Annotated in this window: 25 protein-coding genes; 10 read left to right on the top strand and 15 right to left on the bottom strand. The window is 68.7% G+C overall.

What is annotated here, in order from left to right; genetic code table 11:
- Positions 1–17: 17 nt before the first annotated feature.
- The 4 genes from SY91_RS28890 to SY91_RS28875 all read right to left on the bottom strand — a co-directional run bounded on the left by SY91_RS28890 (position 18) and on the right by SY91_RS28875 (position 3,170).
- On the bottom strand, positions 18–317 hold the full coding sequence (locus tag SY91_RS28890) for a type II toxin-antitoxin system RelE/ParE family toxin (protein WP_006479703.1): 300 nt from the start codon (positions 315–317) through the stop codon (positions 18–20).
- Positions 314–589, bottom strand: a complete 276-nt coding sequence (locus SY91_RS28885; RefSeq protein WP_006482105.1) for a YlcI/YnfO family protein — start codon at positions 587–589, stop codon at positions 314–316. Before SY91_RS28885 ends, SY91_RS28890 begins: the two co-directional genes overlap by 4 nt.
- Before the next feature lie 106 nt (positions 590–695).
- Positions 696–2,006: an MFS transporter gene (locus SY91_RS28880; protein WP_043887479.1), complete on the bottom strand. Its 1,311-nt coding sequence runs from the start codon at positions 2,004–2,006 to the stop codon at positions 696–698.
- 129 nt (positions 2,007–2,135) lie between these two features.
- Positions 2,136–3,170, bottom strand: coding sequence for an ABC transporter substrate-binding protein (locus SY91_RS28875; RefSeq protein WP_023476106.1), 1,035 nt, complete (start codon positions 3,168–3,170; stop codon positions 2,136–2,138).
- Between the two features lie 237 nt (positions 3,171–3,407).
- Between SY91_RS28875 and SY91_RS28870 the strand changes: the two genes are divergently transcribed.
- On the top strand, positions 3,408–4,073 hold the full coding sequence (locus SY91_RS28870) for a response regulator transcription factor (protein ID WP_006479706.1): 666 nt from the start codon (positions 3,408–3,410) through the stop codon (positions 4,071–4,073).
- Positions 4,060–5,484 carry a sensor histidine kinase gene (locus tag SY91_RS28865; RefSeq protein WP_023476107.1) on the top strand — a complete coding sequence of 475 codons (1,425 nt, stop codon included), beginning with the start codon at positions 4,060–4,062 and terminating at the stop codon, positions 5,482–5,484. Before SY91_RS28870 ends, SY91_RS28865 begins: the two co-directional genes overlap by 14 nt.
- Positions 5,485–5,541: 57 nt before the next feature.
- Here the strand turns inward: SY91_RS28865 and SY91_RS28860 are convergent, their stop codons facing one another.
- Complete coding sequence (locus tag SY91_RS28860; protein WP_023476108.1) at positions 5,542–5,991, bottom strand: hypothetical protein; 450 nt, start codon at positions 5,989–5,991, stop codon at positions 5,542–5,544.
- Positions 5,992–6,076: 85 nt separating this feature from the next.
- A complete protein-coding gene (locus tag SY91_RS28855) occupies positions 6,077–6,721 on the bottom strand; it encodes a TetR/AcrR family transcriptional regulator (RefSeq protein WP_023476109.1) in 645 nt (214 codons plus the stop codon).
- A gap of 67 nt (positions 6,722–6,788) precedes the next feature.
- Here SY91_RS28855 and SY91_RS28850 point away from each other — a divergent pair, with 67 nt between their 5' ends.
- Entirely contained in the window at positions 6,789–7,352 is a 564-nt protein-coding gene (locus tag SY91_RS28850; RefSeq protein ID WP_023476110.1) for a DinB family protein, read from the top strand.
- A 15-nt stretch (positions 7,353–7,367) separates the two neighbouring features.
- Here SY91_RS28850 and SY91_RS28845 read toward each other — a convergent pair whose 3' ends face one another.
- The 5 genes from SY91_RS28845 to SY91_RS28825 are packed head-to-tail and all read right to left on the bottom strand — an operon-like array spanning position 7,368 to position 12,352.
- Entirely contained in the window at positions 7,368–8,132 is a 765-nt protein-coding gene (locus SY91_RS28845; protein WP_006479711.1) for an ABC transporter ATP-binding protein, read from the bottom strand.
- The gene (locus SY91_RS28840) at positions 8,129–8,986 is read right to left on the bottom strand and encodes an ABC transporter ATP-binding protein (RefSeq protein ID WP_023476111.1); all 858 of its coding nucleotides are present in this window, start codon (positions 8,984–8,986) and stop codon (positions 8,129–8,131) included. Before SY91_RS28840 ends, SY91_RS28845 begins: the two co-directional genes overlap by 4 nt.
- Positions 8,987–8,997: 11 nt before the next feature.
- Positions 8,998–10,809: an ABC transporter permease gene (locus tag SY91_RS28835; protein ID WP_023476112.1), complete on the bottom strand. Its 1,812-nt coding sequence runs from the start codon at positions 10,807–10,809 to the stop codon at positions 8,998–9,000.
- Positions 10,810–10,848: 39 nt separating this feature from the next.
- Positions 10,849–12,042 carry an ABC transporter substrate-binding protein gene (locus SY91_RS28830; protein WP_023476113.1) on the bottom strand — a complete coding sequence of 398 codons (1,194 nt, stop codon included), beginning with the start codon at positions 12,040–12,042 and terminating at the stop codon, positions 10,849–10,851.
- A 13-nt stretch (positions 12,043–12,055) separates the two neighbouring features.
- Positions 12,056–12,352: a hypothetical protein gene (locus SY91_RS28825; protein ID WP_175769398.1), complete on the bottom strand. Its 297-nt coding sequence runs from the start codon at positions 12,350–12,352 to the stop codon at positions 12,056–12,058.
- Between the two features lie 44 nt (positions 12,353–12,396).
- Between SY91_RS28825 and SY91_RS28820 the strand changes: the two genes are divergently transcribed.
- From SY91_RS28820 to SY91_RS28805, 4 genes are read left to right on the top strand one after another with little or no spacing between them, the layout of a single operon-like run.
- The gene (locus SY91_RS28820) at positions 12,397–13,410 is read left to right on the top strand and encodes a LysR family transcriptional regulator (RefSeq protein ID WP_023476115.1); all 1,014 of its coding nucleotides are present in this window, start codon (positions 12,397–12,399) and stop codon (positions 13,408–13,410) included.
- Complete coding sequence (locus tag SY91_RS28815) at positions 13,407–14,867, top strand: NAD(P)-binding domain-containing protein (protein ID WP_023476116.1); 1,461 nt, start codon at positions 13,407–13,409, stop codon at positions 14,865–14,867. The genes SY91_RS28820 and SY91_RS28815 overlap by 4 nt, the downstream gene beginning before the upstream one ends.
- The gene (locus SY91_RS28810; protein ID WP_023476117.1) at positions 14,864–15,394 is read left to right on the top strand and encodes a CMD domain-containing protein; all 531 of its coding nucleotides are present in this window, start codon (positions 14,864–14,866) and stop codon (positions 15,392–15,394) included. The genes SY91_RS28815 and SY91_RS28810 overlap by 4 nt, the downstream gene beginning before the upstream one ends.
- A complete protein-coding gene (locus SY91_RS28805) occupies positions 15,391–15,984 on the top strand; it encodes a peroxidase-related enzyme (protein WP_023476118.1) in 594 nt (197 codons plus the stop codon). Before SY91_RS28810 ends, SY91_RS28805 begins: the two co-directional genes overlap by 4 nt.
- Positions 15,985–16,018: 34 nt before the next feature.
- Here the strand turns inward: SY91_RS28805 and SY91_RS28800 are convergent, their stop codons facing one another.
- Positions 16,019–16,450: an Lrp/AsnC family transcriptional regulator gene (locus SY91_RS28800; protein WP_006479718.1), complete on the bottom strand. Its 432-nt coding sequence runs from the start codon at positions 16,448–16,450 to the stop codon at positions 16,019–16,021.
- Between SY91_RS28800 and SY91_RS28795 the strand changes: the two genes are divergently transcribed.
- The 3 genes from SY91_RS28795 to ctlX all read left to right on the top strand — a co-directional run bounded on the left by SY91_RS28795 (position 16,449) and on the right by ctlX (position 18,892).
- Positions 16,449–16,616, top strand: coding sequence for a hypothetical protein (locus SY91_RS28795; RefSeq protein ID WP_155123361.1), 168 nt, complete (start codon positions 16,449–16,451; stop codon positions 16,614–16,616). The genes SY91_RS28800 and SY91_RS28795 overlap by 2 nt on opposite strands.
- A 126-nt stretch (positions 16,617–16,742) precedes the next feature.
- On the top strand, positions 16,743–17,822 hold the full coding sequence (locus SY91_RS28790) for an ornithine cyclodeaminase (RefSeq protein ID WP_043887482.1): 1,080 nt from the start codon (positions 16,743–16,745) through the stop codon (positions 17,820–17,822).
- A 59-nt stretch (positions 17,823–17,881) separates the two neighbouring features.
- Positions 17,882–18,892: a citrulline utilization hydrolase CtlX gene (ctlX, locus tag SY91_RS28785; RefSeq protein ID WP_023476119.1), complete on the top strand. Its 1,011-nt coding sequence runs from the start codon at positions 17,882–17,884 to the stop codon at positions 18,890–18,892.
- 91 nt (positions 18,893–18,983) lie between these two features.
- Here ctlX and SY91_RS28780 read toward each other — a convergent pair whose 3' ends face one another.
- From SY91_RS28780 to SY91_RS28770, 3 genes are read right to left on the bottom strand one after another with little or no spacing between them, the layout of a single operon-like run.
- Entirely contained in the window at positions 18,984–21,737 is a 2,754-nt protein-coding gene (locus SY91_RS28780) for an Hsp70 family protein (RefSeq protein ID WP_023476120.1), read from the bottom strand.
- 5 nt (positions 21,738–21,742) lie between these two features.
- Positions 21,743–23,584, bottom strand: coding sequence for an Hsp70 family protein (locus SY91_RS28775; protein ID WP_023476121.1), 1,842 nt, complete (start codon positions 23,582–23,584; stop codon positions 21,743–21,745).
- On the bottom strand, positions 23,581–24,177 hold the full coding sequence (locus SY91_RS28770; protein WP_023476122.1) for a DUF2760 domain-containing protein: 597 nt from the start codon (positions 24,175–24,177) through the stop codon (positions 23,581–23,583). The genes SY91_RS28775 and SY91_RS28770 overlap by 4 nt, the downstream gene beginning before the upstream one ends.
- Between the last annotated feature and the right edge of the window lie 167 nt (positions 24,178–24,344).

Raw genomic sequence — 24,344 nt, 5'->3', positions numbered from 1 at the left:
CACCGCATCGTCACGTATCAGTGGTAATCATCTTCCCGTTGGTGTCGTACGGCTAAAATCGTAACTTGCTCGACTGCTTCAATCTCGAACAGCAGGACATAGCCCGACGTGCCGAAGGACACGATCAGCTCGCGCAAAAATGGATTTCCGTGATCGACCTTGCGGCATGTGAACGGAAACATGCGGAGCATGGCGACACCTTGTTCGATCGCGTCCACAGCCCGCGCCGCCGCATCCACATCACGTTCGAGCAAGTATCGATACATCCGTACCAGATCCTCACGGGCCGCACGTGTATATCGGACCCGATAGATCAATCAGCCGCCTTCGCTGCACGCGCAGCCTTCAGCATGCCCTCGAGTTCGGCCTGCACGTCGGCGGCATCGACGTATTCACCGGTACGACGCGCCTCGTCGCGCGATGCGAGGCCACGGGTTACAAACTCGCGTTGCAGACGGCGACGCGCGATCCCGTCGCGCAGCGCCGACTCCATGAACGCAGACAACGTCTCGTTTTCCTCAAGGACCGACTCTGCCTCCTCCCGCAATTGCGGATCGACACGCAGCGCCGGCATGGTCGCGGTTTTCATCGCACACTCCATGTATTACATATGTAATGCATGGTAGCACACTCACTTTTTCGCGTGCAGTCAGCCATTCGGCCTAACCCACGTATCCCGGGCCAAGCCGGCCCCATCACGCCCGCGCCGCCACCATCCCCCGCTCCGAGCACGTCCACGCGACCAGCGCGCCGACGCCGAGCAGCGCGAGGCACACGATCGGCACGATCATGGGCCCGAAAGCGGTGCCCGTCACCTTGCCCGCGAACGGCATCAGGTTCTGGCTGAAGAAGCCGCCGAGGTTGCCGATCGAGTTGATCGCCGCGACGCTCGCGGCCGCCCGCGCGCCGGTGAAATAGCGCGGCGGCATCGACCAGAAGCACGGATACAGCAGCGGGATGCACGCGCCGCCGAGCACGAGCGCGACGAAGCGCAGCGGCGTCGACGGCAGCACGAGGCTCAGCAGAAAACCGAGCGCGCCGAGCGCCGCGACGATCGCGATCGTGCGCAGGATGCTCTTCGCACGGCGCAGCTTCGACGGCAGCCACACCAGCAGCACCACCGCGAGCGCCCACGGCAGCATGCTCAGGAACCCGTTCGTCGTGCTCGACACGCCGAACGATTTCACGATCGTCGGCAGCCAGTACGTGACGCCGTACAACGACGTCGACATCAGCATGTAGGTCGCCGCGAACAGCATCACGCGCGGATCGAGCAGCGCCTTCCACGGCTGACCGTGCTCGGCCTGCGCCGGCTTCTCGCGCTCCAGCGCGGCCGCGACGATCTGCTTCTCGCGCTCGTCGAGGAACCGCGCTTCGCGAAACGATGCGGGCAGCACGCGGAACACGACGATCGCGACGACCACGGCCGGAATACCCGTCGCGACGAACACCCACTGCCAGCCCGCGAGCCCCCACACGCCGTTCAGGCTCAGCAGCACGCCGCCGACCAGCGAGCCGAGCATGTTCGCGAGCGCGCTGCCGAGCGTGAAGATGCCGAGCACCTTCGCGCGGTAGCTCTGCGGAAACCACAGCGTCAGGTAATAGATCACACCCGGATAGAAGCCGGCCTCGGCGATGCCGAGCACGAAGCGCAGCGAGCAGAACGCCGGCATCGACGTCGTGAAGCCCATCAGCACCGTGATGAGCCCCCACGTCAGCATGATCCGCGCGAGCCACACGCGCGCGCCGTAGCGATGCAGCGCGAGCGTGCTCGGCACCTCGAACAGCAGGTAGCCGATGAAGAACAGCGACGACGCGAGCCCGAACGCGGCTTCCGTCATGCCGAGGCTGTGCACCATCTGCAGTTTCGCGAAACCGACGTTCTGCCGGTCGATGAACGCGATCAGGAACATCACGACGAGGATGGGCAGCAGGCGCCGCGCCATCTTCGACATGATGCGCTGTTCTTCGGCGGACGCGGGGTCCAGGGTGTCGGTAGCGTTCACTTCAGGCTCCTTGGGTGAATCGATTGCATATCGGTTGAATCGGTGAATCGGTTGAATCGGCGCCGCGCGTGACGAACGCGCCGGCGCGAGGTGTTTCGATGAATGGAACCGGATCGCGACGGGCGTGGCTCAACCCGACCGGTAGTCGTCGAGCATCGGCGCGAACATCTCGTGCCACGCGCGCGGCTTCGCCTTGATCGTGCCGGCCAGGTACAGGAATTCGACGTAGTCCATCAGCTGGTTCGGCAGCACCGAGAAGCGCGTGTCGGGCGCGGCGAGCATCCGCATCACGTCGTCGTGCGACACGCCGACGCCCGACGACGCCGCATAGAGCGCCGCCGCCGCGCGCGGGTCCTGCGCGATCAGGCGGTTCGCCTCGTCGAGCGCGCCGAGAAACGCGGCGGCGAGCGCCGGCTCCGCATCGACGAGCCGCTTCGGCGCGAACACGACGTCGAGCGTCATCGGGCCGAGCACGTCGACCGACCTCACCACGCGATGAATGCCCGGCTGCCGCAATTCGAGCGTCGAGAACGGCGGCGACGTGAAGTGCGCGGTCACGCCGTTCTCGCGGCGGATCAGCGCCTGCATCGCCTGCGGATGCGGCAGGTTCACGGTGATCGAATCGAGCTGCGCGAAATGCGTCGGGCCGAGTTGCCGGCTCGCGACCATCTGCAGCACGACCGCCGACAGCGACGTGCGGATGCCCGGCACCGCGATCCGGTCGGACGACGTGAAGTCGCGCAGCGATGCGAGGCCCGCGCGGTTCGCGTTCAGCGACAGCGACGTGGTCGACAGCCCGCTGATGCCGATCACCTCGACGTTCGGAATGCCGCGCGCCCGCGCCCACAGCTCGATGAAACCCGGCGCGCCGGCGCCCGCGAAATCGAGCGTGCCGGCCATCATCGCGTCGTTGACGGAATTGCCGCCGTCGAGCAGTACCCATTCGACCGCGACGTCGCGCACGCCGTGACGCGCCGCGTGCCGCTCGAACAGCCGCTGCTTCTCCATCACGAGCAACGGCAGGTACAGCACGCCATAGCCTTTGGAGATCCGCACCGTGCGCGGCTTCGCGCGCACCAGCGCCGGCGCCCCGAGCCCGCCCAGCACGCCCAGCACGCCGAGCCCGGCTGCGATCAACGCGCGGCGGCGCGGCGACGTCGTCATGCGCGTGCCGCCGTGCGGCCGACGGCCAGCGGCCACGCGCAAGCCGGCGTGGCGCCGTGGCGCGCGTTCGTCGTGCCCGTGACATGCTGCATGTTGCCGTCTCCTTGAATATTTCTGGTATTAATGCCGTCCTTGCATCCTGCTTCCGGCTCGACACAGGTTATCGGCCGAGTCTGAGAAAATGCTGACATCCCGGCCCCGGGAAAACCCCTAATTCACCTACCTGCAAACGGCACCATGCGCATTCTCGTCGTGGAGGACGATGCCGAAATCGGCGCGGCGATCCGCAGCCGGCTGGCCCGGCTCGGCCACGCCGTCGATCTCGAAACCGACGGCGCGACCGCGAACGGGCTGCTGCGCGTCGAGCGCTTCGATCTCGTCGTGCTCGATGCGAACCTGCCCGGCATGGACGGCTTCACGGTACTGCGCCACCTGCGCGCGTCGGGCAGCACGACGCCCGTGCTGCTCGTCACCGCGCGCTCGGCGATCGACGACCGCGTGAGCGGCCTCGGCCTCGGCGCCGACGACTACCTCGTGAAGCCGTTCGACTACCGCGAACTCGACGCGCGCGTGCAGGCGCTACTGCGCCGCAACAGCGGCCACGCGAACGACGTGCTGACGCTCGGCGGGCTCGTGATCGATCGCAGCAGCCGCCTCGCGGAGCTCGACGGCCAGCCGCTGTCGCTGTCGCGCCAGGAATTCGCGCTGCTCGAAATCCTCGCGAGCCGCCCGCAGCGCATCTTCTCAAAGGAAGAACTGCTGAACCAGTTGTTCAGCTTCGGCAACGAGCCGACCGCGAACGCGGTCGAGCAATACGTGACCCGCGTGCGCAAGAAGCTGCAGGGCAGCTCGGTCGAGATCCGCACCGCACGCGGAATGGGGTATCAGATTGCCGCGCATTGACTGGTTCCCGAAGACGCTGTTCGGCCGCACGCTGCTGTTCATCGCACTCGTCGTCGCGACCGGCGCGCTCGCGCTCGCGGCGATCGCGCGCTACTACGCGGGCGTCGCCGCCGAACGCGCATACGATCAGTTACTCGCCGGCGCGTCGATCCAGGTCGCGGAAAACCTGTACGTGCAAGGCGGCGTGCTCGCGCTGAACCCGCCGGTGGCCGCGCTGTCGACGCTGTCGCGCTACGACCTCGTCTACTACAAGGTGGTCGATTCGCGCGGCGTGGTCGTGGCCGGCTACCACGATCTCGCGAGCCCCGCGACGCTCGCCGCCGCCAAACAGGGGCCGGCGTTCGCGAATGCCGTCTATCAGGGGCATCGGGTCCGCACCGCGACGATCGCGCGCTACATGCCCGAGGAAAGTACGCCGGGCTGGGCGCTCGTGACGGTTGCGCAGACAACCAACGCGCGCCAGCAGCTGACGAACGACATGAGCCTCAAGGTGTGGACGCTGATCCTGCTGATGAGCGTGCTCGCGATCGGTGCGAGCGGCCTCGCGATCCGGCGCGGCCTGCGCCCGCTCGCGCAGATCGGCGCGATCATCGCCGCGCGTGACCCGGCCGACCTGCGGCCCGTGGCCGTCGATACGCCGAGCGAGATCGACGCGATCATCGGGTCGATCAATGGCTTGATGCACCGCCTCGCCGAGCGGATCAACGCGATGCAGCGCTTCATCGCCGACGCCGCACACCAGATGCGCACGCCGCTCGCGCGGCTCGACGCGCAGATCGAGCTGCTCGACGGCGAATCCGATCCCGCGCGTCACGCGGCGCGGCTCGATGCGCTGCGTGCGACCTCGTCGGACGTCGGCCGGCTCACCGGGCAGTTGCTCAATCACGCGATGGTGATTCATCGCACCGAGGCCGTGCCGCTGCAACCGGTCGAACTCGTCGCGCTCGCGAAAGAGGTCCTGGGCCGCACGATTCCGCTCGCCGGCGAACGCGACGTAGCCGTTGCGTTCGCGAGCGACGCGCCGCATGCGTGGATAGACGGCGATGCGATCAGCCTTCAGGAAGCGCTGTCGAACGTGCTGCACAACGCGCTGCTGCATGGGCATGCGGATGACATCGTCGTGGCGGTCGCGACTCAAGGCAACGTGGATCGAGCGGTGACGCTGACCGTCACGGACAACGGGCGCGGGATGCCGCGCGAGCACTGGGACGCGGCGTTGCAACCGTTCGTGCGGATCGCGCCGGACGGCAGCGAACGGCGCACGGGGTCCGGCCTCGGGCTCGCGATCGTGCAGGAAGTGATGAAGGCGCACGGCGGGCGCGTCGGGTTTGCGTTTCCCGATGCGGGCGGGTTCGCGGTGGTGTTGACGTTTCCGCGTGCGGCGGCGACGCAGGCTGCACGCGACGCTTAAGCAACCTCAGATCCGGCGCACGCACGCTCGATCGAACGCCACCGCGGCGACACGCGTTCAGTCGTCGCTGCCCCGATCGTCGTCGGCGTTGCGCTGCGCATGCCGCGCCACCCGTTGATCCAGTTCGTCATACTGGCGGTCGCAGAACAACCGGAACAACGCATCGACGTCGACGCGCTTCCTCACGTCGATCGTGTCGACGTGCTGCTCCAGCTTGCCCTTGCCGATGCCGAAGAGCCCCTTCTTGATCCGCATGGACACCGCATTCAACTGGAAGCCGTCCGAATGCGCATCCGTCAACGCAGTCACCCACAGCTCACGCTGATCGTCGGCATGCTGCAGTACGAGCGCCGGCAGCGGGCCGTCCTGCGTCTCGTTCCATTCGACGTGCTGCGCCCCCCAAGGGAACGCATCGAACGCATGAACGAACGACGCATAGTCGGTCGCGCCCTGCTGATCGAGCTGATTGAAGTCGTAACCGACTTTCTGGATGGAATAGGTCAACATGGCGCGGCAACCCCGTGGTGTTCGAAATCAGGAGAGCGTCAATCTACCGTGAATTTCGGTATCCATTACGATTTTTCCGGTCGCCTCATGAACGCACATTCGCCGTCGCCGCGCGGTGATCTTCGAGGTAAGTGCCGGCCAGCCTGACAAGCTCGCGCTTCAGTTTCGGATCCCCCAGCAACCCGCGCCGGGCCGCGTTGTGCACGACGCCTTCGAGCGCGGACGACAGCACCTGCGCGGTCAACGTATCGGCCTTGACCGGCGCACGCCCGCGACACGCGGCAACGATCAGCGCATACCGGCGCAGATATTCCTTCTGAAACGCGTCATACGCATCTTTCGCACCGCCCGGATCAGGGAGATCGAGCAGCGCCCGGTGCAGCGCAGGGTAATCGCGGTGCGCGGCGATCAGGTCGCCGATCAGGCCTTCGAGCCGACGCCCGGCGCTCGCCCGACGATCATGCGCGCGCTGCAGCACGGCGAGCACGTCGTCGAAATGGCGACGCCGGATCGCATCGACCAACGCGAGCTTGTTCGGGAAATACTGATACACGGAGCCGATGCTCACCCCGGCGACCTGCGCGACCTCGTTGGTCGTGAAGCCGGCCCACCCGTGCTTGTCGAGAACGCGAGCCCCGGCCGTGACGATCACGTCCACCGTCGCACGCGAACGGGCCTGGCGCGGGGCTTTGCGCATCGCGGCAGCGGCATTGGAAACGCGAGTGGACATGCGGGCTCCCACTGAAAATAATGGTGGCGATGCTCACATATTAGGTGAACCCGACGAGGAAACGACCATGAGCGCGAACGCACTCCTGTCCCGCATGCTGCGCTACCAGGCATGGGCCAATGACGAAATGCTGAAGGCGATGTCGGGGCTCGACGCAGAGCGGCATGCGCAAGCCCGTCATCTCGCGCTGCGGCTGATGAACCATTGCCTCGTGGTGAACCGGATATTCGCCGCGCATCTGAGCGGCGAGCGTCACGGCTTCGTGTCCGACAACACGCCTGACACGCCGGAGCCGGAAGCGCTGCGCGCGGCATTCGCCACGCTCGATCGCTGGTATCTCGACTATGTGGCAACCGCCACACCCGACATGCTGTCGGAATCGATTCCCTTTGTGTTTACCGATGGCGACAACGGATACATGACGCGCGAAGAGATGCTGACCCATGTCGTCACGCACGGCGGCTATCATCGTGGCGAAGCGGGCAGACTGATGATTCAGGCAGCTGCGGTCTCGGCACAGGATATCGAGCTCCCTTGGGAAACCTACGCGGTTCACTTGCATCGGACAGAGCCCGAGCGCAGGCTTCAAGGCAAGCTCGACGGCGCGAACTCAGCGAATGCCGGGCGATGAAACACGCCGCGCCCGCTACACCGCCACCGCCTCCCCACCGAGATACGCATCGCGCACGCGCTCATCGTCGAGCAGCGTTTTCGCGGGCCCTTCGAGCACGACGCGCCCCGTCTGCAGCACGTACCCGTAGTGCGCGATCTCCAGCGCGAGGCTCGCGTTCTGCTCGACCATGAACACCGTCACGCCCTGCCGGTTGATCGCGTCGATCAGTTCGAGCACCTTGTCGACGTAGAGCGGCGACAGCCCCATCGTCGGCTCGTCCATGCAGATCAGTTTCGGCCGCGCCATCAGCGCACGCGCCATCGCAAGCATCTGCTGCTCGCCGCCCGACAGCGTGCCCGCGCGCTGCGCGAGCCGTTCGCGTACACGCGGAAACAGGTCGAGCACGCGTTCGTAGTCTTCGCTCACCGCCACACGATCGCCGCGCGTGTACGCGCCCATCAGCAGGTTCTCGCGCACGCTCATGTCGCCGAACAGCCGCCGCGCCTCAGGCACGGCCGCGATCCCGCGCCGCACGCGCTGCGGCGTCGCAAGCGCCGTCACGTCGTCGCCGTCAAAACGCACGACGCCGCGCTTCGGCCGCATCAGCCCGAGAATCAGCTTCATCGTCGTCGATTTGCCGCTCGCGTTGCCGCCGAGCAGGCTGACGATCTGCCCGCGGCCGACCTCGAAGTTCACGTCGAAGTGCACCTGCACCGGTCCGTAGAACGTGTCGAGATGTTCGAGTTTCAGCAGCGGGTCGGTCATGGTCGTATCAGGCACGGAGAATTGCACGGTCATGCGGCCGCCTGCGCGGTGCGCTCGGCCGGCGTGCCGCCCGCGTGGCGGCGGCCGAGATAGGCTTCGATCACGCGCGGATCGTGCCGCACGTCGCGCGGCGCGCCTTCGGCGATCTTCACGCCGTTGTCGAGCACCATCACGCGGTCGGACACGCGCATCACGAGTTCGAGCTTGTGCTCGATCAACAGGATCGTCAGCCCGCGCGCCTTCAGCGACTGGATCAACTGCAGCATCTCGGCCGTCTCCGTCTCGTTCATCCCGGCCGTCGGCTCGTCGAGCAGCAGCAGGCGCGGATGCAGCGCGAGCGCGCGGCCTATCTCCACGCGCCGCCGGTTCGCATACGACAGGCTGTGCGCCGGATGATCGATGCGCGGCGTGAGCCGTTCGCCGAACCCGGCGACGATCGCGCGCGCTTCTTCTCGCAGTGCGGCTTCCTCGCGCCGCACCGACGCGGGCCGCACGAGCGCGCGCAGCACTTCGGCGGCCGCGCCGAGCGCCGGCCAGCCGGGCCGCGCCGCACGCAACCGCGCATGCGCGCCGATCAGCACGTTGTCGAGCACGCTCAGGTTGCCGAATACGCGGCCGTGCTGGAACGTGCGTGCGATGCCGAGCGCCGCGAGCCGTTCGGACGCGGTGCCGGTGATGTCGCGGCCGTCGAACGTCACGCGGCCGGCGTCGGGCCGGTCGGCGCCCGCGATCAGGTTGAACAGCGTCGACTTGCCCGCGCCGTTCGGGCCGATCACGCTCAGCAGTTCACCGTCGGCCAGCGTCAGGCTCGCGCCGTCGAGCGCGGTCACGCCGTCGAAGCGGCGCGTCAAACCCTGCACGTCGAGCAGGGGTCGAGTGGTGGTCATCGCATTCCTCCTCACACCGTGCCGAGCAGGCCCTGCGGCCGGAACCGGACGAGCAGCAGCAGCACGAGGCCGTAGATCAGCATCCGGTAATCGGCCGCCCAGCGGAACAGTTCGGGCAGCCCGATCAGCGCGATCGCGCCGACGATGCCGCCGAGCACGTTGCCGAGCCCGCCGAGGATCACCATCGTCAACGCGAGGATCGACACCTGCGAATCGAAGGTCTGGTGATTGATGTAGCTGTACAGATGCGCGGCGATGCCGCCGCTCACCCCGGCCGCGACGCCGCCGACCGCGAACGAGATCGCCTTGTAGCGGTTCGGCGCGATGCCGTGGGCACGCGAGGCGACGTCGTCCTCGCGCACCGCGCGCAGCGTGCGGCCCAGATGCGAACGCAGCAGCCGCATCTGTACGAGCGCGAACACGACGAGCACCGCGAACGTGAACCAGTACGCGGCGCGCGCGGTCGTCGCCCACGGCAGCGGCGCGATGCCGGTGATGCCGAGCGGGCCGCGCGTCAGGCCGTCCCAGTTCAGGATCACGAGGCTCACCACCTCGCCGATGCCGAGCGTCGCGATCGACACGTAGTGCCCGCGCAGCCGGAACGCCGGATAGACGAGCAGCGTGCCGAGCACGGCCGTGATCGCACCGGCGCACGGGATCGTCACCGCCGGCGACCAGCCGAGATCCGACGACAGCAGCGCCGACGCATACGCGCCGATCACGAGCAGCGCCGCATGGCCGAGCGAGATCTGCCCGACCGTGCCCGCGACGAGCGTGAGGCTCAGCGCGAGCAGCCCGTACAGCCACGCGTTGGTCAGCGTCTGCAGCACGTACGGCGATGCACCGAGCCACGGCAGCACGGCCGCCGCCGCGACCAGCGCGGCGAGCACCGGGCGCGGCACGCGCACCGCTTTCGCGGCGGCGAGGAAGGTGCCCGTCATCGGCTCGGGCGGCAACGCGCGATTCGCGCTGAACAAGCCGTTCGGCCGCCACACGAGGAATACGATCAGCAGCCCGAACGCGAACAGGTCGCGGTAGCTGGTGCCGAACAGCGCGACGCCGTAGCTTTCGACGAGACCGAGCAGCAGGCTGCCCGCGATCGCGCCCGGCACGTTACCGAGGCCGCCGATCAGCAGCGCGACCACGCCCTTCAGCGTCGCCTGGAAACCCATCGCCGGATCGATGCTGTTGTAGTACATGCCGACCAGCAGCCCGCTCACGCCGCCGAGCGCGCACGCGATCGCGAACACGGTCTGGTTCACGCGATCGACGTCGACGCCCATCTGCAGCGCCGCGTCGCGATCCTGCGCGGTCGCGCGTACGGCCCAGCCGAGCCGCGTGAAGCGCAGGAAGCCGTACAGCAGCGCGGCCGCCGCGATGCCGATGCCCGCGATCAGCAAGTCGAGCGAGCCGAGCGTCGCGCCGGCGATCCGCACGTGCCAGTCGGGCAGCGGCGTCGGCACCGCGCGCGGGTCCGCGCCGAACGCGAGCTGCGCGAGCTGGTCGAGGATGAAGCTGATGCCGATCGTCGCGAGCAGCGGCGCGATGCGCGCGGCATGGCGCAGCGGCCGCAGCCCGATCCGTTCGATTGCGATGCCGAGCGCGCCGCAGCCGACCACGACCGCCGCGAGCGCGACCGGCAGCGGCAGCCCGAAGCGCGTCAGGCACAGCCAGCCGATGAACGCGCCGACCATGTACACCGAGCCGTGCGCGAAGTTGATCAGGTGCGACACGCCGAAGATCAGCGCGAGCCCGACTGCGAGCAGCGCGTAGATGTTGCCGACGATGAGGCCGTTGAGCGTGTAGTCGAGCCAGGAAGCCATCACGATGCGTCCGTCAGGTGCAGGCGGTTCATGTCGGGTTCAGCGCGCCGCGAGCTGCGGCTTCGCGCCGTCCCACAGCGCCCACTGCCCCTGCTTCACGACCAGATAGACCGTGCGCGCGCCGGCGACGCGGCGCGTCTGCGGATCGAAACGCACCTTGCCGAAGATCACGCTCGGCACGTCGCTCACTTTCGCGAAGCCGTCGTGCGCGGCCTGGCGCGTCGTGCCGTAGCGGCGCAGCACCTCGGCCGACAGGATCAGCGCGTCGTAAGCACGCGCGACGAACGAATCGGGATCGGCGTGGAATTTCGCGCGATAGCGCTGCACGAACGCCTGCACCTCGGGGCGCGGTTCGGCCGGGAAGAAGTTCGACTCGGTATAGACGCCTTCGACGGCCGCGCCGCCCAGTTCGAGGAACTTCGGCGAATACACGGAGCCCACCGCCGCGATCGGCAGTGCAACGCCCGACGTGCGCGCCTGACGCACGATCTGCGCGCCGTCGGCGTAATAGGAGATCAGCACGATCGAATCGGGCTTCGATTCGCCGATGCGCACGAGCGTCGAACGGAAATCCTTCTCCGCCGGCTGGTAGCCTTCGGCCGCGACGACCTGCGCGCCGAGCCCCGTCACCGCCTTCGCGAAGATGTCCTTGCTGGTGCGGCCCCAGTCGGTATTCAGGTACAGCACCGCGATCCGCTTGAAGCCGAGTTCCTTCACCGCGTAGCGCGCGAGCAGCGGCTGCTCCTCGGCCTGGCTCAGCGCGGTGCTCCACAGATAGTCGCCGCCCTTCGTGAAATCCGGATGCGAGTTCGTGAAGCCGAACTGGATCAGTTGCCCGCGCTGGTAGATCGGCGACGCGGCCATCGACGTCGCGCTCGAGAAATCGCCGAGCTCGATCGCGATGCGCGGATCGGCGACGAACTTCTGCGCGATCGCCACCGCCTGGCGCGGGTCGCTACGGCTGTCCTGAAAGTCGATCGCGAGCGGCCGGCCGTGAATGCCGCCGCTGCCGTTGATCTCGTCGAGCGCGAGATCGAAACCGCGCTTCCACTGCTCGCCGTATTGCGCGTCCTGGCCCGTGAGCGGCCCGCTCACGCCGATCACCACCGGCTCGCCCGACACGCCGGCCGCGAGCGCGCCGCCCGTCGACAAGCCCCATGCGGCAGCGAGCGCCGCCACCGTGCCCAGCACGCGTCGCCATGCGCCGCGTGCGTCGTTCCCCGAAACGTTCATGCGTCCCCCAGCTTCAGTCAATCGAAAAGAGTGAGGGCATGTAACCATCCGGGTCATAGCGTTCCAACGAAGTTTTGTGCATATCGATATCGCATGCGGCGCGAAGCGGATGACGTTCGCGATCGACATGAATGCCCGCTGCCTCGACCGACATGCGGGCATGCATCGCATCGCGTTGATTCGATTGGCGTTTCGTTCTCGTCACCCCGCGCAACCGGCGCGCATGCGCGCAGGGCCGGCCGCCGCGACGGTCGCGCCCTTCGCAGTTTTCCCGCTGTCGATAGCAAAAATCATTATATGAATCGCGCATGCTCACACTTCTACAATGCGCAAATCGCATCATTGGAACGCGTCATGGAGCTGCATCAACTCGAAGCCTTTTCCGCGGTCATGTCGGCCGGCAGCGTGACCGGCGCGGGCGAACTGCTCGGCCGCTCGCAGCCGGCCGTCACGCGGCAGATCCAGGAACTCGAAGCCGATCTCGGCTACGCGCTGTTCGACCGGCACGGCCCGCGCGTCACGCCGACGCGCCGCGCGTTCCTGCTGTACGAGGAAGTCGAGCGCTCACTAGTCGGGCTGCGCGCGATCGAGGCGCGGGCCCGCGCGCTCGGCGATGACACCGCCGAACCCGTGCGCATCGCGGCCACGCCGTCGCTCGCGGCCACGCTCGTGCCGGCCGCGCTCGCCGCGTTGCCGGACGACGCGCACGCGCCGCACTACCAGTTGCGCAGCGAATCGGCCGAGCATGTCGTGCACGAGGTGCTGGCCGGCACGGCCGACGTCGGCGTCGTCACGCTGCCGATGGCGCATGCCGGGCTCGACGTGCACTGGATCGCGCAGACGCCCTGCGTCGCCGTATTGCCGGCTGACGATCCGCTTGCGACGAAGCCGCGTATCGCGCTGCGCGACCTCGCGCGACGCCGCATCGTGACGGTCGCGAACCGGCACCGGCTGCGCCAGCGGATCGATGCGGCGTTCGCGGCCGCGCGGGTCGATGCGCGCGTGTTCATCGAAACCAATGCGTCGCTGAATGCGGTGATGGCCGCGCGCGCGGGCATCGGGATCGGCATCGTCGATCCGGCGACCGGGGTCGCGCTGCCGGTGGAGGGTGTCGTCGCGCGCGCGCTCGACGTCGACATTCCGTTCGCGTTCGGCGTCGCGACGCCGGCCGGCAAGGCGCGCACGGCGGCCGTCGATGCGCTGCTCGACGCGCTGCATCGCACGACGCGCACGCTGCTCGACGACGTGATCTTTCACGACGCCGCCGCGCACGACGCGCTGCTGCGCGGCGACCGGTTGCGCACCGACCGCACCGCGCGACCGCCTCGCCCGACCCGTGCACGCCGCGCGCGCCCGGAGGCCGCATGACGGCCCAGCTCGACGCACTCGAAGCACGGCTCGCGCAGGACCTGCGCTGGCTCGACCTGCCCGCGCCGTCATGGGTGCCGCCGCGCGAAGCGGACGGCGTGCGCGTGCTCGACGTCGCGATCGTCGGCGGCGGCATGGCGGGGCTCGCGGCGTCCGCCGAGCTGCGCCTGCTCGGCATCGACAACCAGTGCGTGATCGACCGCGCGCCGGCCGGCTACGAAGGCCCGTGGGTCACGTTCGCGCGGATGGAGACGCTGCGCTCGCCGAAGCAGCTTGCCGGCCCCGCGCTCGGGCTGCCCGCACTGACGTTCCGCGCGTGGTTCGAAGCGCAATATGGCCGCGACGCGTGGGACGCGCTGTACAAGATCCCGCGCCCGCAATGGATGGAGTATCTGCGTTGGTATCGGCGCGTGCTCGACCTGCAGGTGCGCAACGACACGACGCTCGTCGCGCTGCGTCCACGTGAGGACGGCCTGCTCGCGCTCGACATCCGCGCAAACGGGGAAGGCGACACGCTGCTCGCGCGGCACGTCGTGCTCGCAACCGGCCGCGACGGTCTCGGCGGCCCGTACGTGCCGCCCGTCGCGCAGCGCGCGCCGCGCACGCGCTGGGCCCATTCGTCCGAGCCGATCGATTTCGCCGCGCTCGCGGGCAAGCGTGTCGGTGTGGTCGGCGCGGGCGCATCCGCGTTCGACAACGCGGGCACCGCGCTCGAAGCCGGCGCCGCGCGCGTCGACCTGTTTTTCCGCCGTGCGGACATTCCGCGCATCAACAAGCTGACCGGCATCGGCAGCCCGGGCCTCGTACACGGCTACGCCGATCTCGACGACGCGACGAAGTGGCGCTTCATGCACTACGCGCTGACGTCGCAGACGCCGCCGCCGCGCGACAGCGTGCTGCGCGTCTCGCGCCACGACCATGCGCATTTCCATGCGGGCAGCCCGATCGAGACGCTCGCCGACCATGCGGACGGGCTGGACGTGACGACGCCGCGCGGCCGCTACACGGTCGATTTCCTGATCTTCGCGACGGGCTTTCATTCGGACTGGACGACGCGCGACGAATTCGCGTCGTTCGGCGCGCACGTGCGGCGCTGGAAGGATCGCTATCGGCCGGAACCGGCGCTGTGGCTCGACGAGCTCGCCGAGTCGCCCGATCTCGGCCCCGCGTTCGCGTTTCAGGAGCGCGAGCGCGGCGCGTGCCCGGCCGTCACGCGCATCCACTGCTTCAACCACGCGGCGAGTCTGAGCCACGGCAAGCTGTCCGGCGATATCCCGGCCATCAGCGCGGGTGCGAAGCGGCTCGCGCGCGGCATTGCGAGCCGGCTGTTCGATGCCGATCGCGACCGCCACTACGACGCGCTCGTCGCCTACGCGAATGCCGAACTGCAAGGCGACGAATGGCGCGACGCCGACGCCCTCGATCACTTTGACGATGAAGGAACACCGAACCGATGACTGACTCCATCACGCCGGCCGCCGTGCCGGATACGATCGACGCGGCAGCCGGCCTGCGGGAAGGCGACGCCGTCGCCGCGCTGCGCCGCGCCCGCGACAAGGTGCTGCTTCCGACGCGACTGAGCGAAGCCGCGCTGTTCGATCCCGCGCTGCCCGATCTTTTGCTGATCGAGCGGCTGCACGCGGCGCGGTATGTCGCGCGGCAGTCGAATGCGCACGCGCTGGCCGACATCTATCGCGCCCGATTGCTCGACGCGGGCGGCACGCTCGACGACATCGAACGGGCGGATGCCGACGCGCTCGACGCACTGCCGCGCCGCCTCGGCGCGATCCTGTTGCACGCGAAGCGCCTGACGCACGCGCCGGTCGACGCGCGCGCATCCGATCTCGACGCGCTGAAATCGGCCGGACTCACGACACCCGCGATCGTCGCGCTGTCGCAGCTCGTCGCGTTCGTCGCGTATCAGTTGCGTGTCGCCGCTGCCGCGCGGGCACTTCAGGCACGTGCCGCAAAGGAGGCCGCATGACGACGGCCACTCACGGCTTCACGTCCGACACGCTCGGCTGGCGCGCGTGGCTCGACACGGTCTCGCTCGACGCCGCGACGCCCGAACAGCTCGCGGTGCTCGAAGCGAGCCATCCGCAAGCGAAAACGTCCGACTATTACCTGCTGCTCGTCCATCTGCCCGAAATCCTGCGGCAGCGCTCGGGCGTGTTCAACGCGATCATGTACGGCCCCGGCGGGCTGTCGCGCGCGGAGCGTGAACTGGCGAGCACGGCGGTGTCGCGCGTGAACGGCTGCGTGTACTGCGCGTCGGTGCATGCGCAGCGCTTCGCGCAACTCGCGAAACGCACCGATGCGATCGAGCAGGTGTTCGACGATCCGGCGACGGCCGGCACGACGGCGCGCGAACGCGCGATCGTCCGCTATGCGATCGCGTTGACCGAACGGCCCGACGCGATCGGCGAAAGCGACATCGCCGCGCTCGAAGCCGAAGGGCTCACGCATGAGGAGATTCTCGACCTGTCGCACGCGATCGCGATCTTCGCGTGGGCGAACCGGTTGATGCTGACGCTCGGCGAGCCGGTGTTTCCGGAATCGGCGGCCGGCGCCTGACCGCGCGCAGGAACGTGGCGCGGCCCTGCCTGCGTCACGCCTTGTGCGTCGACAACAGGATGCTCGTCTCGGTATTGGCGATCCCGTCGATCAAGCGAATCGCGCCGAGCACACGATCGAAGTGCTCGAGCGAATCGGCATGCAGTTCGGCGACGAGATCCCAGCGCCCGTTCGTGCTGTGGATCGACGCGACGTTCGGATGCCCGCGCAGCACCTTCACCACCTCCGCGCCGCGATTGCCCTGCACCGCGATCGACATCAGCGCGCGAATCCGGTGCCGTTCGGCAGCCGGCTTGAGCCGCACCGTATAGCCGACGATCACGCCGTTCTTCTCGAGCCGCGTGAGCCGGTTTTGCACGGTTGCGCGCGCCACGCGCAATTCTTTCGCCAACGCGACGACAGGCAATCGCGCGTTGTCGCGCAGCAGTGCGATGAGCTGACGGTCGACGTCGTCGAGCGTGATCATGAACGGCTTTCCTGTTGAACGTGAACCGGCCGCCAGCGTGCCGGAGGCGGCGCATGCCGGCCAGCTTGAATTGATCAAATTGCCGGAACGGGCTGGCAATTTGCCAAGTCTATCGATAAATCTGCCACTTTTGCCGTCTTTTTGTTGGCTCGACTCGCGGAAATAATGACTCCATCGACCGGCCGACCCGCCGCGCCGCTGCCTTTCCAGGAAGCCCGGATTCGCGCCGAAGCCCCGCCCGGTCGACCAGAACGCCGGCCCCCGTACCGGCACCGAATATGGAGACAGACCGATGACTCGCTTCCTCGATGTTCCCGCCACCGCCCGCCTGATCGCCCAAACCGGCGTCACGACGTTCCTGCGCGAACTGGTCGACACGCTGCGCGCCGACTACCTGCACTGGGCCGATTTCGACAAGTCGCCGCGCGTCGCGTGCCACTCGCGCGACGGCGTGATCGAGCTGATGCCTGTGGCGAACGCGTCGTTGTTCGCGTTCAAGTACGTGAACGGCCACCCCGTCAATGCGGCGCGCGGCATGCACACGGTGATGGCGTTCGGCGCGCTCGCCGAAGTCGATACCGGCTACCCGCTGCTGCTCGCCGAACTCACGCTGACCACCGCGCTGCGCACGGCCGCCACGTCGGTGCTCGCCGCGCAGGTGCTCGCGCGGCCCGATGCGCGCTCGATGGCGCTGATCGGCAACGGCGCGCAAAGCGAATTCCAGGCGATCGCGTTCCACACGCTGCTCGGCATCGACGAAATCCGCGTGTTCGACGTCGATTCGCACGCGACCGACAAGCTCGTGCGGAACCTCGCCGCGTACCCCGGCTTGCGCATCGTGCGCGCCGCCTCGACCGCCGACGCGGTGCACGGCGCCGACATCGTGACGACCGTCACCGCCGACAAGGCGTTTGCCACGATCGTCACGGCCGACATGATCGAGCCCGGCATGCATGTGAATGCAGTGGGCGGCGATTGCCCGGGCAAGACCGAACTCGAAGCGGGCGTGCTGCGCGCGGGCCGCGTGTTCGTCGAATTCGAGCCGCAGTCGCGCATCGAGGGCGAGATCCAGCAGATGCCGGCCGATTTCCCGGTGACCGAACTGTGGCGCGTGCTGCAGGGTGAGACGACCGGCCGCGAACGTGCGGACGAAGTCACGGTATTCGACTCGGTCGGCTTCGCGCTCGAGGATTACTCGGCGCTGCGCTACCTGTACGCACTCGCGCAGCAGCACAACGCGGGTGTCGAGATCGCGTTGATTCCGCCGGCCGTCGATCCGAAGAACCTGTTCGCGCTGATCGACGACCCGGCCGCGATCGCGCACGGCCACACGGCGTTCGTGACCGAAGCCGTCGCCGCGTTCGCGCGTTGACCGTCATGCGCGGGCGGCCCGTACGCCGCCCGTTTTCCTGCCCTTCGCTCCCGCCCCTCATGAATCTCGTATCGATCCAGGCGCCGTCCGCCGTCGTGATGATCCGGCCGCACCGCTTCCTGCCGAACCCGCAGACCGCGGCCGACAACGCGTTCCAGCGCACGGCCGCTGAGGATTCGCACGACACGTCGTCGGTATCGGCCGCCGCGCGCGACGAAGTCACGGCCGCCGCGCAGACGCTCGCCGATGCGGGCGTGCGCGTGCATGTGTTCGACGACCACGGCGAGCGCGACACGCCCGACTCCGTGTTCCCGAACAACTGGTTCTCGACGCATCCGGGCGGCCATGTCGCGCTGTATCCGATGCACAGCCCGAACCGCCGCCGCGAGCGGCGCGCGGACGTCATTGAAATGCTGAAGGCCGAGTACCGCGTGCAGGACGTGATCGACTACTCGGGCCTCGAATACGACGACGTGTTCCTGGAAGGCACCGGCGCGATGGTGCTCGACCACGTCGCACGGATCGCGTACACCGCGCGCTCGCGCCGAGCCGATCCGGTCGCGCTCGAACGCTTCTGCACGCACTTCAATTTCGAGCCGATCTGCTTCGACACGGCCGATGCGAACGGGCGGCCGATCTATCACACGAACGTGATGATGAGCGTCGCGACCGAGTTCGCGATGGTCGGCCTCGACCTGATCGCCGACAGCCGCCGCCGTGGCGAGATCGCGCAACGCCTGAGCGAAACGGGGCGCGCGGTGATTGCGCTCGATCCGTCGCAAATCGCGAATTTCGCGGGCAATACGCTGGAATTGTCGGGGAAGAATGGGCGCGTGCTCGCGTTGTCGCGGCGCGCGTTCGACTGTCTCACCGGCGAGCAGCGCGTGACGATCGAACGCTCCGCGCGACTGCTGCCGCTCGACGTGCCGACGATCGAACTGGCCGGCGGGTCGGTGCGCTGCATGCTCGCGGGGATTCATCTTGCGCGGCGTTCGGCGGCGGCGCATGACGGCGTGGAAATCGAATCAGAGGAAAAGCGGCGCGAAGCGGTGTCGGTATCGCACGCCTGAATGAAACGAGCGTCGACGTCGCGCCATGGTTGGTGCGACGTCGACCGGATGCTTCGACCTGCGAACGAGATCGAAGCATCCCGTACTGCGCTCAATCGCCCAGCAGCTTCAACCCGGCCGGCAGCGTTTCGCCGAACACGCGCACCGTATCGGCTTCATCGAACGCGATCGCTTCACGAACCATGTCGATCCACGCCGCCGATGCATTCGCGGCCGACAGGCGCTTGATGACGGCCTCGCGCGTATCGTCCGGCAAATCGCGCGAGCGGTCGCCGGTCATCCGCGCAATCTGTGCAGCCGCGAACGCAGCCGGCTCGACCTGTTTCCAGTCGAGCGCGAACAGCGCATCGAGCCAGCCGATGACGACATCCGCCGGAACGACGCTGTGCGCGCTGCCATAGAACGGCCGCCTTGCGCCAATCCGCCCGAGCGCCCACGCACACAATGCGCGATCGGCCGGCTTCTGCAATTGCGCGATCAGGCGCTCGGCCAGCTCGACCTTGCGCTCGACGGGCAGCCGCTCGAGTGACGCGGACAACCGCGTCATGTCGGCCGGCCCGACCTTGGCCGGATCGAACGGCAGCTTGCGCCGCTTGTCGTCGGACGGTTCGAGGAACGCGATCGCGTCGCGCACCTGCGTCTGCGCGTCGTCGTCGAGGCCGCCGGCCACGCGCCGCCACAGCGTCCACCACTCGGACCACACCTGCGCGTCGGTCACGTATTGAATGCCGTCGTCGAACAACGGCCACAGCTGCTCGATGCGCCACGCGTCGAGCGGATGACCGAAACCCGGACGCAGGCAATATCCGGCGAGATTCAGCCACGCGCGCTCGTGATCGGCCGAACGACGGCGCCTCCGCGCCCGCGCGAGCAATGCGTCGAACAGTTCGCGTGCGAGCGCAACGTCCCACTCTTCGCGCGCGCCGAGCACCTGTTCCAGTTGCGCGCGCAACCGGCGCGTGTCCTTCGGTGTCACGCCCGCGGCCTTGCTGCCGAACGAACGCTCGATCAACTCGAGCGCCTGATCCAGCCGAGGATGCCGCGCGGGCGCCGCATCGTCGCCTTGCACCGGTGCATCGCCGCGCAACTGGAATTCGAGCCGCCAGCGGCGCGCCGCGTCGTCGGTCGCGATGCAATGCATTTCGAGCGTGCCGACCTCGGTCAGCGACGCGGTGAGCTTCACCGGCGTTTCGCGCGCGTCGCTGCCCGCCTTCGCGTCGACGACCGTCGCGATCGGCGGCAGCCGCACGAAATCGCCGCCGTCGAGATCGACGAGATCGCCGGGCTGGTACTTCGTGTCGGCCACCGTCGATACGAGGTGGAACCGCACCGGCTGCCCGAGTTGCAGCGCGAACGTGCGATCGTCGAGATGGATCTCGCGGCCTTCTTCCGCGCCGCGCGGCAGCAGGCAGACGCCGCGCGCGACCCCCCCGTCGCCATCGTCGAGCACGAGGAAATAGCTGCGCGCGGAGCCGCCGCCGATGCGCGGCGCATGCCCGGCGCGCGCAAGCCCGTAGGCCACCGCGCCGCGCGCGACGGCCACGTCCGGATGCGCGTTGTGCAGCACGTCGAGCGGTGCGCCGCGCCACGTACCGAGCGTCTGCGCGAGACGGCCGGCGAGCGCGCCCGCGCGGAATACGCCGCCGTTGAGCAGCAGCGTGTCCGGCAGCGGGCCTTCCGCATGACGGTTCAGGAACGCGGCGACGTGGCGCGTGACGGCCGCGTCGCTCGCATACGGCAAGCCGAATTCGATGATCGCCGCGCGCGTACGGCGCGGCAATTCGCCGGCCTCGACCCGCGGAAAGAACCCGTCGACGACGATCTGCTCGACCTCCTGCCGTGTCAGCTCGGCCGAACGCGCGCCGCCGACGAGCTTGCTGCCCGCGCCGAGCAGCGTGACGGTGACGGACGCCGGCGCGTCGTCGCCGAGCAGCCGCTCCTTCGCCGCGCGGCAGCGCTCGACGAGTTGCGACAGGCTCGCGGCCGACAGCCGCGTACCGGGCTCGGTCAGCCGCGACTCGACCAGGCGCGCGAGCGCGAGGTCCATGTTGTCGCCGCCGAGCATCAGATGGTTGCCGACGCCGACGCGCGTAAAGGTCGGCTCGCCATCATCGCCCGGCGCGACGTCGACGAGCGTGAGGTCGGTCGTGCCGCCGCCGACGTCGCAGATCAGCACGCGCCGCGCCGCGGCGAACGTCTCGCGCAACGTGTCGCGCTGGCCGTACAGCCAGTCGTAGAACGCGGCTTGCGGCTCTTCCAGCAGCCGCAGCGCCGGCAGCTTCGCGCGCCGCGCGGCCTCGACGGTCAATGCGCGCGCGCCGTCGTCGAACGACGCGGGCACCGTCAGGATCACGTCCTGCTTCGCGAGCGGCGCATCGGGAAAATGCGCGTCCCACGCGTCACGCACATGCGCGAGATAGCTCGCGCTCGCATCGACCGGCGACACCTTGTCGACGCCATCGGCCGCGCCCCACGGCAGGATCGCCGCGAGCCGGTCGACCGCGGCGTGCGACAGCCAGCTCTTCGCGCTCGACACGAGCCGGCCCGGTACCTGTGCGCCGAGCGTGCGCGCATAGCGGCCGATCACGGCGGGCGGCGCATCGGCCGCGTTCGCCTTCGTGTTTACCTTCGGATCAGCCGCCCACGGCAGCCGCAGCGCGTCCGGCGGCAACTCGCCCGCCGCCGGGTGGTAGCGCACCGACGGCAGCAGCGGCTGCGCGGCCACCGCGCCGGGACCGACCAGTTGCTCGACGTCGAACACGCGGATCGCGTCGGAACCGGCCTCGACGTACGCGACGACCGTATTGCTCGTGCCGAGGTCGATGCCGACCGTATAACGCTTCATCGCGCTCAGGCGGCGCCGCGCACGTCGAACTCGACCTTCCAGCGCTCGTTCGTGCCGCTCGGGATCGCCTCGAGTTCGAGCGTGCCGGCTTCGGTCACGCGCGCATGCAGCTTCACCGGCACGACTTCGCCGACGGTGCGCCCTTCGGCGGGCAGCGTCGCCTGGATTTCCTCCAGCTCCTGCAGCTCTTCCGGCGACCAGTAGTCGAGCAGCGTACCGACCTGGTCCTGACGACGCACCGACGAACCGAAGAAGCGGAACTGCACCGGTTCGCCGACGACGAGGCCGAACTCCTGCGGCGGCAGCGCCGCGTCCGAGCCTTCCTCCATCCCGAACGGCGCGACGCACAGCGCCTGCACCGGCGGCTCGAGCCCCGGCACCGCGGGCATCGCCGATTCGATCGCGACGTAGTACGCACGCGCCGTGCCGCCGCGAATGCGCACGCCACGGCCGCGCTTCACGTAGCCGTAGTACGCCGCGCCGCGCGCGACCGCGAGATCAAGATCCGCGCCTTCGAGCAGGCGGGCGGGCGGCGAGCCTTCGGCGGCGAGCCAGTTGTTGAGCGTATCGAGCACGCGCTGCGTGAGCAGCGTCGACTTGAACACGCCGCCGTTGAACAGCACGGCGGTCGGATGCAGGAACGTCGCGCCCTGCGGCAGCGTGCGCTGCACGCCTTCGAGCGTGTCGAGCGCCGCGACCTGGCGGCCGAGGAACGCCGCGAGATGGCGCGTGATGCCGGCGTCCTGCGCATACGGCAGGCCGAGCTGCGTCAGGCCGACACGTGCGCGGCTCACCGGGCGCGCGGCCGCATCGACTTGCGGGAAGAAGCCTTCGAGGATCGTCTGCGTGAGTTCCGCGCGCGTCAGCTCGGTGCGGATCGAGCCGCCGATCAGCTTCGAGCCGCGGCTCGGCACGACGAGCGGCACCGCGTCGGTGGTCGGGTCGGACAGCAGCGTTTCCTTCGCCGAGCGGCACGCGTAGGTCAGCGCGCGCAGTTGCCACGGATCGGCCTGCGTGCCCTGCTGCGCGAGCTTGCGTGCGACCACGTGCGCGAGCGCGAGGTCCATGTTGTCGCCGCCGAGCAGGATGTGCTCGCCGACGGCCACGCGATGCAGTTCGAGATTACCGTCGCGCTCGACCACCGCGATCAGCGACAGGTCGGTCGTGCCGCCGCCGACGTCGACGCACAGGATCAGGTCGCCGACCTGCACCTGCTTGCGCCAGCCGCCTTCGCTCTTCTGGATCCAGCTGTAGAGCGCCGCTTGCGGCTCTTCCAGCAGCGTCATCCGCGAGTAGCCGGCGGCCCGCGCGGCTTCCGCCGTCAGCTCGCGCGCGGCCGGATCGAACGACGCGGGGATCGTAACCGTCACGTCCTGGTCGGCGAACGGCGCGTCGGGATGCGCGTGGTCCCACGCTTCGCGCAGGTGCGTGAGATAACGGATCGAGCTTTCCAGCGGCGACACGCGGGCCACTTCCGGCGGCGCATCGCTCGGCAGGATCGCCGCGCGGCGGTCGACGCCCGGGTGGCACAGCCAGCTCTTCGCGCTCGACACGAGGCGGATCGGCGTGCCGGCGCCGCGCGTGCGCGCCATCTCGCCGACCGCGAACGCGCGCGAGGCCGTCCACGGCAGTGTCAGGTCGCCCTGGGTCAGTTCGCTTTCATGCGGCAGGTAGAGGAACGACGGCAGCAGGTCGCGCGATTCCAGCGCGCCGGGCGCGGTCAGTTGCGCGATCGGCAGCACCTGCTGCACGATCTTTTCGCCGTCGCTCGTGCTGCTGTCGACGTACGACAGCGCGCAATGGGTCGTCCCGAGATCGATACCGATCGAATAGCGCGGATCGCTCACAGTTCCACCTCCGCCGGTGCGATCACCGATGCGTCGTGGCTGCCCGTCAGCTTCGGCAGGCGCACGTCGGACACGCGCCAGCCGCGATGGCTGACGGTGCCGGTGAACGGCGCGGAGCCGACCACGTTGCCGGTCACGCGCACGGCCGTCGCGTCGAAGCCGGCGGGCAGCGTCACGCGGCTGCCTTCGGCTTCATCGCGCACCGGCACGATCGTGAAGTGTTCGCGCAGCGCGGCGCGGCAACCGTCGTGCACGAGGCGCGCGGCCGCGCCGATGTCGGCGTCCGCGTAGCCGGCGATGTCTTCCTCGACGAAATCGATGAAGCGCGCATCGCGCTGCAGCAGGCCGAGCAGTTGCAGGGCGGCCTGCGGGCTCGCTTCGCGCAACTCGGGGGCCGGCGCCTTCACCGGCGCGGGTGCGACGGGCGCGGCAGCGGGCGCCGGGGTCGGGGCCGGGACGGGTGCAACGGGTGCCGGCGCGCCATCGCGCACGCGCAGTACGTCGGCCGCGAACTCGCGATTGCCGAGCACGGAGAAGAACGTGCCGACGGCCAGCGACAGCCGGCCGAAAAAGGACAGGTTGGATTCGGGCATGGGGTCTGGACTCCTGTGGGCTCGCAGCACGGCGAGCGTTTCTTGCCTTGGCGCCCGGCGGCGGCGTGCGGCATGCGCACCGGCGCCGCCCGGCGCGTGATTCGAACGCGCCCTCGCGGGTGCGGAAAACCCGTATTTTGCCCTGTGGCGGGCGAACCGGGCAGAAG

Source organism: Burkholderia cenocepacia, from assembly GCF_014211915.1.
Classification (GTDB): domain Bacteria; phylum Pseudomonadota; class Gammaproteobacteria; order Burkholderiales; family Burkholderiaceae; genus Burkholderia; species Burkholderia orbicola.
The sequence above is the reverse complement of the archived record's forward strand: the minus strand, read 5'-3'. Positions and strand labels throughout refer to the sequence as shown.

Bases quoted from the DNA above. Each gene is read 5' to 3' on its own strand.
- SY91_RS28885 (WP_006482105.1), bottom strand. From the start codon at position 589: ATGAAAACCGCGACCATGCCGGCGCTGCGTGTCGATCCGCAATTGCGG.
- SY91_RS28875 (WP_023476106.1), bottom strand. From the start codon at position 3,170: ATGACGACGTCGCCGCGCCGCCGCGCGTTGATCGCAGCCGGGCTCGGC.
- SY91_RS28870 (WP_006479706.1), top strand. From the start codon at position 3,408: ATGCGCATTCTCGTCGTGGAGGACGATGCCGAAATCGGCGCGGCGATC.
- SY91_RS28860 (WP_023476108.1), bottom strand. From the start codon at position 5,991: ATGTTGACCTATTCCATCCAGAAAGTCGGTTACGACTTCAATCAGCTC.
- SY91_RS28855 (WP_023476109.1), bottom strand. From the start codon at position 6,721: ATGTCCACTCGCGTTTCCAATGCCGCTGCCGCGATGCGCAAAGCCCCG.
- SY91_RS28850 (WP_023476110.1), top strand. From the start codon at position 6,789: ATGAGCGCGAACGCACTCCTGTCCCGCATGCTGCGCTACCAGGCATGG.
- SY91_RS28845 (WP_006479711.1), bottom strand. From the start codon at position 8,132: ATGACCGTGCAATTCTCCGTGCCTGATACGACCATGACCGACCCGCTG.
- SY91_RS28840 (WP_023476111.1), bottom strand. From the start codon at position 8,986: ATGACCACCACTCGACCCCTGCTCGACGTGCAGGGTTTGACGCGCCGC.
- SY91_RS28835 (WP_023476112.1), bottom strand. From the start codon at position 10,809: ATGGCTTCCTGGCTCGACTACACGCTCAACGGCCTCATCGTCGGCAAC.
- SY91_RS28830 (WP_023476113.1), bottom strand. From the start codon at position 12,042: ATGAACGTTTCGGGGAACGACGCACGCGGCGCATGGCGACGCGTGCTG.
- SY91_RS28825 (WP_175769398.1), bottom strand. From the start codon at position 12,352: ATGCGCGATTCATATAATGATTTTTGCTATCGACAGCGGGAAAACTGC.
- SY91_RS28820 (WP_023476115.1), top strand. From the start codon at position 12,397: ATGGAGCTGCATCAACTCGAAGCCTTTTCCGCGGTCATGTCGGCCGGC.
- SY91_RS28815 (WP_023476116.1), top strand. From the start codon at position 13,407: ATGACGGCCCAGCTCGACGCACTCGAAGCACGGCTCGCGCAGGACCTG.
- SY91_RS28810 (WP_023476117.1), top strand. From the start codon at position 14,864: ATGACTGACTCCATCACGCCGGCCGCCGTGCCGGATACGATCGACGCG.
- SY91_RS28805 (WP_023476118.1), top strand. From the start codon at position 15,391: ATGACGACGGCCACTCACGGCTTCACGTCCGACACGCTCGGCTGGCGC.
- SY91_RS28795 (WP_155123361.1), top strand. From the start codon at position 16,449: ATGAACGGCTTTCCTGTTGAACGTGAACCGGCCGCCAGCGTGCCGGAG.
- SY91_RS28800 (WP_006479718.1), bottom strand. From the start codon at position 16,450: ATGATCACGCTCGACGACGTCGACCGTCAGCTCATCGCACTGCTGCGC.
- SY91_RS28790 (WP_043887482.1), top strand. From the start codon at position 16,743: ATGACTCGCTTCCTCGATGTTCCCGCCACCGCCCGCCTGATCGCCCAA.
- ctlX (WP_023476119.1), top strand. From the start codon at position 17,882: ATGAATCTCGTATCGATCCAGGCGCCGTCCGCCGTCGTGATGATCCGG.
- SY91_RS28780 (WP_023476120.1), bottom strand. From the start codon at position 21,737: ATGAAGCGTTATACGGTCGGCATCGACCTCGGCACGAGCAATACGGTC.
- SY91_RS28770 (WP_023476122.1), bottom strand. From the start codon at position 24,177: ATGCCCGAATCCAACCTGTCCTTTTTCGGCCGGCTGTCGCTGGCCGTC.